The organism is Microbacterium sp. MTN4-26 (assembly GCF_042846595.1).
Taxonomy (GTDB): Bacteria; Actinomycetota; Actinomycetes; order Actinomycetales; family Microbacteriaceae; genus Microbacterium; species Microbacterium luteum.
The window spans coordinates 62,147-75,384 of record NZ_BTGO01000005.1 but is presented as its reverse complement, the minus strand read 5'-3'; the positions used below and the strand labels follow the sequence as shown (position 1 = coordinate 75,384).

Genomic DNA, 13,238 nt, shown 5'->3' with positions numbered 1-13,238 from the left:
CCGGTCGGATCTCAACGGTGCTGCGTCCCCTAATCCGCAAAGCGGATGAGGCTAAGGTTCCGAGCGATCCCGCATCGAGGGGAGCTTGGTTGGCCGGTCTCGATGACGAGTCGACTGCGGAGGGCATCCGAAAGGCGCGGCTCCTCACTTTGCTTGCGGACCACGGGGTGTGGGCGCATCCGCAAGGCACGTTGGAGCAGGTTCTAGCTATCGATCGCAAGGGCGTCGCTGAGGCACGTGCCGCAGCCTCGGTGACCTGTGACCTCGACCCCGCCGCGGTGTGGTCCGCCTACGAGCTTGACCTCCATGGCGACGTTGAAACGCTTCTCGCAGTGGCCGTGGAAAGAGTCGCGCACTCGATCATGGAAGCCCTCAGAGAGGACCCATCGGCCCAGTTTGGTTCGCCGGTCGGAACATCCGCGCAGGCTGACGCGCGCCTCGTCAAGGTCCTTCCGGTTGGCGAAGGCGTGCACAGGCTGGAAGTGATTGCGCCGGCTGCCTTCGCAGGGTGGTGGCTCGAGTTCTCACGGGAGAGCAGAGCGACCGACTTGAACCTCCAAGCACCAGCCTGACCGGCGCTTGGATGTCTCTTGAGACATCCGACTTGCGCATAAACGCGGGGTCGAAGACCTTGATCTGTGCGATGCGCCGCAGCAAGGCCTCAAGCTTCGGCGCGCTGTCGAAGGCGGCGTCGAACTGCTCCTTGAGTCCGTCGAGGAAGAGCGGCTCGATGGTCTTGAGTATGTTCGGCACCGAGGTGTAGTGCTGCCCGAGATCAGAGCGCTGTCCGGGAGTCACGACAGCTTGGAACATAGAGCCGAAAATATCGGGGTTGATCTCGTTCCAGAGCAGCCGACCGCTCTCCAGCAGCAGATCACGAGCCTTCTTGTTGAAGGCCGGCACCGTGTGATGCTCCTCGACGGTGAACAGGCGCCCGTTGACGTAGGGGAAGCCTGCAAGATGCGTCGGCTTCTCGGCGGCATCCGCCGTGTCGAGAGCAGTGAAGAGGTCGGTCAGGAAGTGGCTGACATCCGAGCCGTCGGGCTGTGTGAGCGTACCGACCGCCGCCGTGAACTGTCCCTCGTCGAAGATGCCCGTGTCCTCCGCAAAGAAGCAGAACAGCAAACGTGTGAAGAAGACGTTCAGGGCGTGGCGACCGAGCGTCGTGGTGTTGAGCTCGGGGTTGATCGCCAACAGCTCGTCGAACAACCGTGCCATGCGCTCGGCAGCCTTGACGTCGGCATGGGCCTCGGCGACGTACTGCGCCTTCTCCATGCCCGCCCAGGGCAAGAAGAAGGTGAAGTGCTTGTCGATGTCTGAGATGGGGATGGCGAGCGAGTCGTTCGTCTTCGCGTCGAAGGCCAGCAGCTCGGAATAGTCCGTGACGATGACGAATCGGGTGCTGTAGCGCACAACCGTCGGTGCACTGCGAAGCTCGTCGATCACTCCCAGTGGATCGTCTGTCGTCTCCTTGAAGTAGACGACATTCTTCTGCGCGACCTCGGTGGCCGGGTCGTCGGCGACGTTGAGCGAGCCGTTCCGCAGCCGCGTGATGTTGCTCGACGAGCGCCCATAAGCAGCGAGCAACTCGAAGATGAACTCACGGTCGTAGCTGCTGCGCCCGCCGAGCGGGCGGACGCGCTCCTCGACTGACTTCAGGTTGAGCCTCATGCCGCGCCGCCTTCGTCCCCAGCGCGACCGCTTCGCACCCATTGATCGACTTCGGACGCCTGGAACTTCCAGAGCCGCCCCACCCGGTGCGCCGGCAACGACTTCTCTGCGATCCAGAGATAGACGGTGTCCTTCGTGACCCCAAGATGAGCAGCGATCTGCTCAGCCGATAGCCACACCTCGGCCACGTTGCCTCCTAGCGATTTCACCCGGTTTGACCGATCCTAGCCGAGGCGCGCAGAGACGAGTCAGTACCCATTCAGTCGTCATCAGCACCCATTCCAAACGCGCGGATCAGTGTCCGTTCGATCTCGCTCACTGGTTCATCAGGGAGCTCGAGAATCTCGTCATCGAGGTCGCGCACGACTCGCTCGAGAAGCGCACGGTTACGATCGCGCCAGGCTCGCGTGTAGGGATCCTGAAGCAGCCCGTGCTCGCGACTGCCCTTGTAGTCCCACAGAAGCTCGTTCTCGACTACCGACCTGAGAACCCTGGCGTCGACCGCGGCGCTCATCTGCAGAATGGCGATACGGGTCGCAACATCGGAGTAAGAGATCCTCACGCTGTAGTCCTGGATCTCGCCGTATCTGGTGGTCTCAACACCATCGTGCCGGACCGTGATGGTTCGGTCGCCAACGGCGATGTCACGCATGCGACCTCCTTGATCAGAACGGACCAGCATACTGCGAACAACTTGCGGGCCGCGAGGGCCGCTCCCGTGCGAAGGTCAGCGGACGGTAAGGTCCGGCACCCCTTCCGGCAGAATCTCGGCAAGTCCGATGCCAAGTACCTGCGCCACGGCGAGGAGCGTCCGCACCGTCGGGTTCGCGGGGGTACCCGGGCGAGACTCTCCCTTTTCGAGCTTCTGGTAGGTGTACCGGCTCAAGTTCGCCTCGTACGCAACGCGGTCCTGGCTGTACCCGCGAGCCAACCGCTGTCTCTGGATGTTCGTTCCGATGGCCCGGGCGTAGGCATCCCACTCCGGGCTCGAAGACGATGCGCTGCGCACCTTCTCAGGTTCACGGCGAGGCTTGCTCGGTATGGCCTAGTCGGTATGGCAATCTGCGATCATGACGCGCGAACTGGCGGAGCACCCGGCCTTTCGCACGTTGACGCCGGATCCATTCCTCGAAACCCTGTTGAGTCTTCTCTCGGAACCCAATGGCTCGTCTCTCGCAGCGCAGGCGTATGAGACCGCACGGGACTGGTGGGACGAGCACGCACAGGGCCCAACCTGTGACGAACTCCTGGCCGCGATGTTCGAGCCGGATGACTGGCTCGAAGTCATTGACGACCCGTCACGCCCGCTTCCCGAGCGAAGACACCAGCTCGCGCTCGTGCGCCAGTGGCTCATCGTGTCCTGGGCGCGCGCCGGCGCCATCAGCCTCGTGTTCGGGCACGACACGGTGATCCGGCCCGGCTTCTCCATCACCCCCAGCTGAGCGTCCTGGGTCGCGCGACACTGCAGGTAGCGGACGATCGAGGTCGTCGGGCAGCAACCGCGCGCGATTCAGGATCGAGTTGCGAGGCGCTCCCCACGATGTCGGCGCGTCCCAACTGCTCGGCATGCGCACGGTGTCGAGGTGACGGAGAAGGCATGCCCGCTGGGAACGGGCCGACGCGAGGAGCGCCTTGTCGAGGCTGCAACTGATGGTCTTCACGCCGTATGCCTTCTTGGCGCCGTACGCAGCCATGACGGCATCCTGGCTTCGCTCCACGACCAAGCGCGAGGTTTCTCGCAGGTGTCGACCACCGGTCCCTCCCTGCACGCCTGCTACCGCCGCCTGCATGATCTCGACTTGATCGCGCGACTTGTATCGCGGACTCAGCAGGTAGCGCAGGAACTCCGGATCGATGAGTATTCCGGTCAGTGCGACAGCCTCGGGGTAGACGCAGAGCAGTGAGTCCTCGTAGGAGCTGTCCAGCGAGGCGCCGAACTCTTCTGCGCGAGTTTGAGCGCGCTCCGCGGCTTCGGGCGAGTCTCGCAGCGCTGCGAGGAGGAGTCGCACCGCGAGTTGCAGTTCTCCGGTGTGGAGCGCGATTCCGTGAAACCAAAGCGTTCCACTCACCCACCGTTCCGCGCGACCGAACTCCGGATGCATGGCGAGGTCGACATCGCGGCCGTCGAGATGCCAGCGTCGATGACGCAGACAAACACCCGCCCCACGCCTTCGAGTCGTCGTCGGTGTTCCCGCTGCGCACCGCAGACACTCTGTCCTCGACGATTGGGGTTGCGAACATCGGCGACACCTGCCGTGGCGCCATCCGTAGTGGCTGCATCGCACGAACATGCCATGTTTCCGTGCGTCCCGTTCGAAGTAGCCCGGCGCCAGCCCACCGAGTGTCTCGACGAGTCCAGGTACCTTTTCGACGTCAGGATTGGTCTCCGACAGCCGGCCAAGGTCGCGGATGTGAAGTCGCAGGTCGCGAAACGTGAGACCGTTCGCTGGAGCAAGCCGCCCGACATAGCCGACGACCGTCTCTCCGGGAAGCGGTCGGATGGAGACCGGCAGCGCGACAGGCCGGGTCATTCGCCAAGCCCGTCGTTAAGCTCGCGCCGCGCGCGGCGGCGTCGGTCGTCGTCCATCACCGCGCGCAATCGACTGAAGTTGAGGCGCTCTGATTCCGTCTCCATTGCCTCGATGACGGCCAGCTCAATGATGCCGGCCACCTCTCCGACGCGACCGTGACTGGCTTCCCAGAGCAGCTCGGCGTCGTCCACGATGGATCCTGGCTCCTGCGCCACGAGCTTTGCATTGGCCTCCAGATCCTCCAAGAGCGCGCACCATCGATCGCGATTGCGTTGATTGTTCAGCTGGTGTGCGTCGAGGTCCATGATCCTGAACCGGGTCGCCACCTGGGCTGCCCAACCTCCGTCCAGGAGCCCAGTGTCTTCGACGTTGGCGCCGACGTACACGAAGGTCGCCTGGCACTTCTCGGACAACTGCTTGAGATAGTTCGTCGCATCCGAGGCACCCTGCCGGTCCTGATTCAGGTTGTGGATCTCGTCGATGATGATGAGTTCTGTACCGCACCGCTCTACGACATCTGCGAGACCGTTGAGCAGTTCCGGGGCGGTCATCCGCGGGCGTGTCGGCCGTCCGAGGAAGTGGTGGAACTCGACGAGCAGCGACTTCGGGGTGCAGTCCGAAGGTGTCGACACGTAGATCACTGGGATCACACTCCGTTGGCCACGCGGGTTGCCGCGGACCCGGCGTTGAATCTCGAACTCCTTCGCAAGGCGGGTGACGGTCGTCGACTTCCCCGCGTTGGGGACACCGTTGATGATGAGACCGAACTTGCCGCCGCGCTTGCGAGCGTTTGCCACCATCCGCAGTCGAAGCTCGTCCCGGATTGCCTTGACCTCCGCGGTGAGAGAGATGCGGCCGTTCGCCATGAAGTCCAGTCGCCGTAGGCAGTACGCGGTTCGCTCCTCTTCGGTGAGTGCATCGAGCGCGCTGCGAGTCATGACCTCCGGTTCGACGAGTTGCTCGCCCACGAAGTCGGACCAGCCCTCCTTCGTCTGCCAGTTGGGCTTCTTCAGCGAACCGATGCTCAGATCAATCATCGAGCCGTCCTCGCGTTTCTTCCGTCTGGCTTGTGAATCCGCCCGACTCTGCCCACAGGCCCTCATCGTCGCCGGGCTCGAGGAACCCGTTGCCGCCGGTGCGCCTGAACCGCCCGTCAGAGGCCCCAGTATGTTCGCCCGCATTCTCGCCGGTCGATGGTTCTGCGAGCGGGCTCGACAGCGCCATCGGATCGGACATCGCGGCGCGCACGCGCGCATCCGCACGCTCGGCGTTCGGGGCGCCGAACCGGCCGCGGCGAATGCCTTCTTTGAGGGCAGCCGAAACGCGACGCGTATCAACGCCTGGTGTTCCGTCGCTTGCCCGGAGCTGGCGATGCACCTCATCACGGAAGGGCATCTGGGCGTCGCCGGCCTTCCAATGCAGCGGGATGAACTCGTCGCCGTACTCGAGCCAGACGGTGTAGAGATTGAACGGGTCGCTCCGAATGGTCCACTTTTGGCCAACAGTGCTCGGGGTCGCCGCCACAATGTCGCGCAGGCGACGCGACGAGTATCGACGCCGACCGATATTGACGCCGTAGTCCTGGATCGTCCGCCCCTCTCCCGGGAGCAGACTGATGTACTCCTCGCGTCCGAACGGGATTGGCAGGTCTGGCGTGACCTCACGAAGCAGGGTCACTGTCTCCATGGGCGTGAGCGCGCGACTCGGACGGAGAGGATCTCGCAGCCCGTCGTGGGGACGGTGCATCCAGTGCACAGCGATCCAGTCGTCGAGCAACTCCTGAGCTTGCAGGAGCGTCGGAGGGGGATGCGGTGCGTCATCCTTTCCTCGGTGCTCGACGCTTCGACCCACGTGGCTGCGAAGGTACTGCGCGAACTGTTCGGCGACTGAACCGAAGTTCGCCTCGACATGCGGCTTTCCGGTGGGTGTGTACGGGTTGCACTCGATAATCGAAATACCCAACCGCTCGCACGCCTCAGTGAATGCGGTGGACGTGAAGATCTTGCCGTGGTCGACAGTGATGTTCTCCGGAAAGATCACCGGCACCATCGATCGGTAGCGATCGAGCTCCTGCTGACTGATCCCATGCGGATCGGCCCACGCGGCCGACACCAACTCCCGCGTCTCGCGCGCACCCTGAGGCCGACGCTCGTACGGTGTGAGGGCGCGGGCGAGCAGGGTCACGAGATCGACAGACTTCGTCCCGCCCGCCCGCAGCACCGCGGCCATCGGAGTGCGACTTCGGATCTCGAGCAGGATGGTCATCTCCGGACGCTCAACCCCATTTCGCGTCGTCACACTCCCGTTGTCCAGCGTGATCTCCGCGTCGAACTTGGTCGTATCGATCTGGGTGTGCTCACCGAGGCGCGGCGACTCGTGCTGCTGGAACTCGCGCTGGGGACGGTTCGCGAGGGAAGCGCGCGTCTTGGCGGACCTCGTCAGGTGCTTCGCTCGAGGCATTTCGCTCACGATGCGGTCGAGGGTGCGTTCACTCGGAATTGCGAACGGCGGATCCGCTCCGTAGCGATCTGCGATGGCGTACAGGATGTCGTCGACGATGCGCCCGCGCGTCCCGGTGGATTGCCTAGCTGCTTGGCGACACACATCGGCGACGATTTCGAGGAGGAGAGGGTCTCGACTCTTCTGCGTCTTGGTCCGGTATCGCTTGTCGATCAGTCCTAGCGCACCGAAGTCGCGGTAGCCCTGGAGCTTTCGCCAGACAGTGCGCGGGTCGACCGAGCCTCCAGGTGTCTGCTGGCCAATGCTGTGCGCTATCTCGGCAATGATTCGGTTCGTCTCATCAGCGTCTCTTCGCGCCGAGCTGAGGAACTTATCGAGCCGGGTCACGTGCGGCAACCACAGCTGGATCTTCGCCTGTTGGGGCAACGGCAGCGCCTTCAGCGACTGTGGATCGAACGTCCGAACCTGACGAAGTTCTCGTTGCGGCCACTCAATGGATGGGTCCCTCTGCAACTCATTGATGAGGACCACGCGCACGTACCCCTCATCCACGGCACGCAGGCGGGCTGACGCCGCGTCGTACGCGATCAGCTCGAAGGCCACTCCGTCCCAGACCAACCGGTCACCGAGCTCCAGATTCATCCCCATCCCCTCCCCACGCATACAGCGACGGATTCGAACTCGAGTCGGCTCCCGAGGTCCACCTCGAGGGCGCCGTGCCAGATTGCGGCGAGGAGCAGTCCTCGCGCGGGGCTGCTTGTTCCGGCCAGCAGGGGCTCCCAGTCCCGGAGCGCGCGCGCCTCTCCGCGGCGAGCGGTGAGCATCTCCGCGACCTGGGTCGGGCAAGCCCATCGAGGATGGCGATAGCCAGCGAGAAGACGGATGTTCCAGTCCTGAACCCTCGCGAGGTCAGCAAAGAGCCTGTAGTCCATCTCCAGGGAGGCGGCCCATGCAGCGGTAACCGCGAAAAGTTCGGCGTCACGCGCCTTGATCCGTCGGCGGGGACGAACGTCGACGATAAGCCGTGACCCGTCCGACCTGCGGATCAGGAAGTCAGGGAAGTGCATCATGCCCAGGCGGCTCCAGCGAAGCTTGAACGGCTGAGTGGCAATGTCGACTACGTCGGGATCGCGATCGAGAACCGACAGTGCCGTCTTCTCGTATAGCGACTCGAACCAGTGGTGGCGTCCCGTCGTCGCCGACCAGTACACGCCGGAGTAGTTCTCCCGCCCCGGATATGCCTTGGAGATCCGGATGGGAGCGACGCGCGACAGATCGAGTTCACTCACCTGCTCGGACCCGATGTCGCACACCCGGCCGTCGTACTTCACCTCGACGGTCACTGCCGCGAGCTGCGTGACGGTGTGCTCGGATGGCGCGAACGTTGTCAGGATCACCGTGCGAGGTCTCTCGTGGTCGAGGGTCGTGAGCCTGACAATGCGTACTTCGGATACGTGCTCGGCGCCAAGGTACGTCGGCGGATGCTCGGCGCGTCGCGCGACGCGCCGAGCGACTGACAGATTCGATGGCACGGCTGACAGGCGCCTGACTCCGCTGACAGATCGCGTGGCGCGACTGACAACTTGCACGGCGCCGGACAGCTGACGCCTGCGAGGAAAATCACAAAAAGGTCTCGAAAAACCCTTCCCCTCGTTACCTTTCCGTTATAGAGTGTGAGCACGGTGATCGTTTTGCTGTGGCGATCACCGGCATGTGATTGCAGGACACTCTTGGTGCAAGGGACAAGGGCCGGTCGGAAGCCTCTCCGACCGGCCCTTCACCGTGTCGGCACGGCTCCCCCGGGATACTCCGCGCCGAAGCCCACGAGGATCGACACCTCCGCGGCCATCGTGTGCACCGCGTCCGACAACTCCGCGACGCGGGGACGCATCTCATCCGACGCCCCCACGAGGCACGCTGCCGCGACGACCGCTCCGCTGGAATCCCGGATCGGCGCGGTGAACGCGGTCTGACCCGCCTCCTCGAAGGATTCCCGCGCCATCACGCCGTCTTTGCCGAGCAGGTGGACGCGACGGAAGAACTCGGCCGACTCCCGCGCATCCGCCCGTGCCGGAAGAAACGCGCCGATGTCGTCGTCGTCGAACGCAAGCATCAGCGCCGGCCCGCCATCGGAGCTGAGGATGGGGCACGGCCGCCCGAGCCACGGCGTCATCTCCAGGCCGGGGCCGATGTGACGCAACTCCTCCACAAGGGTGACCGACCGCATTCCCCGCAGCACCGTGATGAAGGCGCACACGCCCGCGCGATCAGCCGTGCGTGCGACGACCGGCGTTCCTTGGGTGACGAGCCTCGAAGCCAGCGCAGCCCGCTGCCACCCATGGATCGACCACTCGAGGCTCACCAGCCCCTCACCCTCCTCGATGCGGACCACCCCGCTGCGTCGGCAGGTCTCCAGCAGACGTACGGCGCGATCTCGACGGATCCCCGCCGCCCTGGCCAGCTCCGCGAGCGGCCGTGGCCCCGACGACAGCGCCCACAGCATGTCGAGCGTCGCCGCGAGGGCGGGTGCGGGCGGGGATGCCGGTGGGGAACTCATCGCCGCCGGCACCGACGGCGATGCAGTCTGACCTCGCGCGTCGACGACCCGTTCCACCGCGCGTCGCGCCTCGAGAACCGCCTTGCGCGCGACCGCGATGCCCTGCCTCGCCCGGTTCATCGGCAGGCGAACGGCGACAACGGCGAGCGCGTCGCCTCCCGGCGCCAGGATCGGCACGGCGATCTCGACGGACTTGCCGACCGTCGTCTCGACGACACGTCCGCCGCCCGACGTCGTCTCCTCCTCAGATCCCGCTCGTGCGATCGCACTCGGGCGGTCCACGACGAGCTCACCGACCTCGGCGGGCGAGTGCAGCGTCCAGGGCGAAACGACGGCCCCGACCACCCTCATGCCCTCGGGCGTGGGTGCCGCCAAGACCGCCGTCTCGCCCGTGCGGTGGGCGATGCGGGTCAGCACGGTGCGGCAGACCCGGGCGTACGGTGACGACGCGCGCCCGGACAGCGCCAGGGCGACCTCGCCGACCCGGTAGGAGCCGTATGCGTCGCCGCGGGCGAGCAGACCCAGCCCGACCAGTTCCGCGCACAGTCGCGACACGGTGCTCAACGGCATGGCGATCGTCCGTGCGATCTCGCCGGCAGCCACGGAAAGGGTCGGATCCGTACGACCCGCGACCGCCTGCAGAGCCCGCAGACCTGCGGCGACTCGAGCGGTCATCCCGCCTCCCGACGCAAGAACAGCAAACCTCCCACCGACGGTTTGCACGTGGCGAGCACTGTAACACAGCCGCGAGACGCACTTCCCATAATGGCCACACTCGCTCGGAACCCCGCCGAACCGCCCTCTCACCAGGGCTGATCGTGGCGCCCACCGCCCGCTTGACCCCAAGAAACGAGAGCCAAATGGAGAAGTTCGACGTCGCCGTCGTCGGCATGGGAGCGCTCGGGAGCGCAACCGCCTACCACCTCGCCCGCAGAGGCGTGAAGACCATCGCGTTCGAGCAGTTCGAGCTCGGGCACGTGCGCGGCGCCTCGCACGACACCTCCCGCATCATCCGCACCTCGTACGGCTCACCCGAGTACGTGCGCCTGGCACGGTCGTCGTATCGGGACTGGGCGGAACTCGAGGCGACGACGGGTGAGCAGCTCACCGTCATCACGGGCGGACTCGTCTTCATCCCCTCCGACGGGCCCTTCGCGGCATCCCACTTCGCCGACAGCCTGACCGAGGTCGGCATCCCCTACGAACTCCTCACGCCCGCGGAGGTGCACGAGAGGTGGCCGCAATTCCGCTTGCCCGACGGTGTCGAGACGATCTGGACGCCCGACTCCGGCATCGTCCACGCGGCGCGATCCGTCGCGGCCCTGCAGATGCATGCTCGGGTCGGCGGGGCCGACATCCGCGACCGCACACCGGTGCTCGCGCTCGACCCGACCGGCGACGGCGTGATCGTACGCACGACGAAAGGCGACGTGCTCGCCGACAAGGTCGTCGTCACGGCGGATGCATGGACAAACACTCTCCTCGAGCCCCTCGGCGCCGCGATACCGCTCATCACCATGCAAGAGCAGGTGACGTACTTCAAGCCCGATGATGCCGCACCCTCGACCGCGACCGCTTCCCCGTCTGGATCTGGGAAGACACCAACTGCTTCTACGGCTTCCCGACCTATGGCGAGCCGACGATCAAGGCCGCCCGGGATCGCTCCGACAACCTCATGACACCCGAAGAGCGCACCTTCGTGCCCTCACCCGAACTCCTCGCGCAGCTGACGGAGTTCATGGGTGCGACGATCCCCGCCAGCGGAGAGCCCCTGCGCACGGTCACGTGCCAGTACGCCATCACTCCCGACCGCAACTTCGTGATCGGTCCCCTGCCCGAGCATCCCGACATCCTCGTCGGGCTCGGTGCAGGGCACGCCTTCAAGTTCACCCCCACGATCGGCCGCATCCTCGCCGAGCTGGCCGTCGACGGCGAGACCGGTGACGACATCTCGACGTTCTCGGTCACCGCCGCGTCGCATCCCGCGGGCGGCATCGGATTTTAGCGGTCGAGCGACGCGAAGGGAAAGCGCACGGCGGGGTGGGTCGAGCCCCCTACGCTGAGGCTTCACACGACCTGTTCCCTCGCCCGACAGGACGAATCGCTCGCCGCCCGACGCGATCCGCCCATCCGAACGACCCTGCGCTCCGAACTCTCCTCAGAGCGGGTCCTCCCCTACGCCCGCCGCCTCGACCCAGGAGACCACCATGAAGGAGCACTCCACCGCGCCGCTCGTCGACATCGACGATCACCGCAACGTCACCGACCTCTTGGTGCGCCGCGCCGCCGCCGACCCCGACCACGCGGCGTTCGACGTCGCCACCGGGGATCCCGACGCCCCGTGGCGCCAGGTGACCACGGCGGAGTACCTCGGCGAGGTGACCGCACTGGCCAAGGGCCTCATCCACGCCGGCGTCGAGGCCGAGGACAGCGTCGCGATCATGGCTCCGACGCGATACGAATGGGCCGTCGCCGACCTCGCGGCATGGTTCGCCGGTGCCGTGGTCGTGCCCGTCTACGACACGTCGTCCCCCGAACAGGTCGAGGCCATCATCGCCGACGCGCAGGTCACCCTCGCGATCGGCGGCGGCGAGCGCCAGGCATCGCTCCTGCGGGCGGCGTTCGACGCCGTCGGGTCGGAGGACCTCGGCGTCTGGACGATGGATCCCGGCACCAACGACCTCATCGCGCTCGCTGCCGGCGGCGCCGATGTCGCAGACGACCTGCTCGAGCTGCGCCGCACCCAGGCCGACCTGGATTCACCGGCGACGATCGTCTACACGTCCGGCACGACCGGGGAGCCCAAGGGCGCGATACTCACCCACCGCAACTTCGTCGGCCAGGTGCGCAACGTCGCCGCCGCGTACCGCGAGGTGGTTCGCGCGGACGGGAACACCGTCATCTTCCTGCCGCTCGCTCACGTGCTGGCACGCGGACTGCAGCTGATCTGCCTCGCCGGCGGGATGCGCATCGCCCACGTCTCCGACCCGACCGAGGTCGTCGACAGCCTCGGTGTGCTGCGCCCCACCTTTCTCGTGGTCGTGCCGCGAGTGCTCGAGCGCATCCGGAACGCCGCGGCGGAGAAGGCCGACGAGGCGCGCCTGGGGGCACTGTGGCGCGCCGCTGTGCGCACCGCCGTCTCGTGGGCCGATGACCTCGAGGCGGGCACCCGCCCCGACGCGGCGCTCCGCGCGCGTCGCGCCGTCTTCGACGCCCTGTTCTTCCGACGGCTGCGGGCCCGGATGGGCGGCCGCCTCGACTACATCCTCTCCGGTGGCGGCGCGCTCGATCCCGATCTCTCGCGCCTGTTCCGCGGTATCGGCGTGCCCGTCATCGAGGGCTACGGTCTCACCGAGACGACCGCTCCCCTGACCGGGAACCTGCCCGACGACATCCGCTCGGGAACCGTCGGCTACCCGCTCCCCGGCTCCACCGTTCGCATCAGCGAGCACGGCGAGATCCTCGCTCGCGGGGTCGGCATCTTCTCGGGCTATCGCGACCCGGCGCACACCGCCGAAGCATTCGTCGACGGCTTCTTCCGCACCGGCGACCTCGGCCGTCTCGACGACGACGGCCGCGTGGTGCTCGAGGGACGCCTGAAGGACGTCATCGTCACCAGCAACGGAAAGACGGTCGTGCCGCAGCCGTGGGAGACGCGCGTCGAGGCTGATCCGCTCGTCGCGCACGCGGTCATGGTGGGCGAAGGCCGCTCGTACCTGTCGGCGCTGCTCGTGCTCGACCGCGCCGCGACCGAGGCGTGGGCGGACGCGCAGGGAATCCGCCTCGACGCCGTTTCCGGCGAAGGTGTCACGCCGATCTCCGAACCTCGCCTGATCGCCCACCTGCAGCGCAGCGTCGACGCCGCCAATGCCCGCGTGTCGCACAGCGAGGGCGTGCGCCGATTCGCCCTCGTCTCCACCGACCTCGACGACACCCGCCTGGTCACTCCGACCATGAAGATCAAGCGACGCGCCCTGCTGGAGCGCAGCGGCAACGCCGTCGACGACCTCTACCGCTGA

The 13,238-nt window shown here is 66.1% G+C and carries 13 protein-coding genes; 5 read left to right on the top strand and 8 right to left on the bottom strand.

Going from position 1 to position 13,238, the window contains the following annotated elements; all coding sequences use genetic code 11:
* Positions 1 to 441: 441 nt before the first annotated feature.
* From ACGG9C_RS05620 to ACGG9C_RS05605, 4 genes are all read right to left on the bottom strand, one after another.
* A complete protein-coding gene (locus ACGG9C_RS05620) occupies positions 442 to 1,671 on the bottom strand; it encodes a type IIL restriction-modification enzyme MmeI (RefSeq protein ID WP_390178390.1) in 1,230 nt (409 codons plus the stop codon).
* Entirely contained in the window at positions 1,668 to 1,859 is a 192-nt protein-coding gene (locus tag ACGG9C_RS05615; RefSeq protein WP_390178389.1) for a helix-turn-helix domain-containing protein, read from the bottom strand. The genes ACGG9C_RS05620 and ACGG9C_RS05615 overlap by 4 nt, the downstream gene beginning before the upstream one ends.
* A 71-nt stretch (positions 1,860 to 1,930) precedes the next feature.
* Positions 1,931 to 2,323, bottom strand: a complete 393-nt coding sequence (locus tag ACGG9C_RS05610) for a hypothetical protein (RefSeq protein WP_390178388.1) — start codon at positions 2,321 to 2,323, stop codon at positions 1,931 to 1,933.
* 75 nt (positions 2,324 to 2,398) lie between these two features.
* On the bottom strand, positions 2,399 to 2,680 hold the full coding sequence (locus ACGG9C_RS05605) for a helix-turn-helix domain-containing protein (protein ID WP_390178387.1): 282 nt from the start codon (positions 2,678 to 2,680) through the stop codon (positions 2,399 to 2,401).
* A gap of 61 nt (positions 2,681 to 2,741) precedes the next feature.
* On the opposite strand from ACGG9C_RS05605, the gene ACGG9C_RS05600 reads away from it, so the two are divergent.
* Together ACGG9C_RS05600 and ACGG9C_RS05595 are read left to right on the top strand one after the other, a co-directional pair.
* On the top strand, positions 2,742 to 3,113 hold the full coding sequence (locus ACGG9C_RS05600; protein ID WP_390178386.1) for a hypothetical protein: 372 nt from the start codon (positions 2,742 to 2,744) through the stop codon (positions 3,111 to 3,113).
* A 141-nt stretch (positions 3,114 to 3,254) separates the two neighbouring features.
* Positions 3,255 to 3,575 carry a hypothetical protein gene (locus ACGG9C_RS05595; protein WP_390178385.1) on the top strand — a complete coding sequence of 107 codons (321 nt, stop codon included), beginning with the start codon at positions 3,255 to 3,257 and terminating at the stop codon, positions 3,573 to 3,575.
* Positions 3,576 to 4,198: 623 nt separating this feature from the next.
* Here ACGG9C_RS05595 and ACGG9C_RS05590 read toward each other — a convergent pair.
* The 4 genes from ACGG9C_RS05590 to ACGG9C_RS05575 all read right to left on the bottom strand — a co-directional run bounded on the left by ACGG9C_RS05590 (position 4,199) and on the right by ACGG9C_RS05575 (position 9,894).
* A complete protein-coding gene (locus ACGG9C_RS05590) occupies positions 4,199 to 5,239 on the bottom strand; it encodes a TniB family NTP-binding protein (protein ID WP_390178384.1) in 1,041 nt (346 codons plus the stop codon).
* Positions 5,232 to 7,304 (bottom strand): Mu transposase C-terminal domain-containing protein, encoded by a 2,073-nt coding sequence (locus ACGG9C_RS05585; protein ID WP_390178383.1) that lies wholly within the window; start codon positions 7,302 to 7,304, stop codon positions 5,232 to 5,234. The genes ACGG9C_RS05590 and ACGG9C_RS05585 overlap by 8 nt, the downstream gene beginning before the upstream one ends.
* A complete protein-coding gene (locus ACGG9C_RS05580) occupies positions 7,301 to 8,005 on the bottom strand; it encodes a TnsA-like heteromeric transposase endonuclease subunit (RefSeq protein ID WP_390178382.1) in 705 nt (234 codons plus the stop codon). The genes ACGG9C_RS05585 and ACGG9C_RS05580 overlap by 4 nt, the downstream gene beginning before the upstream one ends.
* A gap of 434 nt (positions 8,006 to 8,439) precedes the next feature.
* Positions 8,440 to 9,894: a helix-turn-helix domain-containing protein gene (locus tag ACGG9C_RS05575; protein WP_194384630.1), complete on the bottom strand. Its 1,455-nt coding sequence runs from the start codon at positions 9,892 to 9,894 to the stop codon at positions 8,440 to 8,442.
* Positions 9,895 to 10,079: 185 nt separating this feature from the next.
* Between ACGG9C_RS05575 and ACGG9C_RS05570 the strand changes: the two genes are divergently transcribed.
* The 3 genes from ACGG9C_RS05570 (at position 10,080) to ACGG9C_RS05560 (ending at position 13,238) form a co-directional block, all read left to right on the top strand.
* On the top strand, positions 10,080 to 10,898 hold the full coding sequence (locus tag ACGG9C_RS05570; RefSeq protein WP_194384629.1) for an FAD-dependent oxidoreductase: 819 nt from the start codon (positions 10,080 to 10,082) through the stop codon (positions 10,896 to 10,898).
* Positions 10,808 to 11,224: an FAD-dependent oxidoreductase gene (locus ACGG9C_RS05565; RefSeq protein WP_336510693.1), complete on the top strand. Its 417-nt coding sequence runs from the start codon at positions 10,808 to 10,810 to the stop codon at positions 11,222 to 11,224. Before ACGG9C_RS05570 ends, ACGG9C_RS05565 begins: the two co-directional genes overlap by 91 nt.
* 202 nt (positions 11,225 to 11,426) lie before the next feature.
* Complete coding sequence (locus ACGG9C_RS05560; protein WP_390178381.1) at positions 11,427 to 13,238, top strand: AMP-dependent synthetase/ligase; 1,812 nt, start codon at positions 11,427 to 11,429, stop codon at positions 13,236 to 13,238.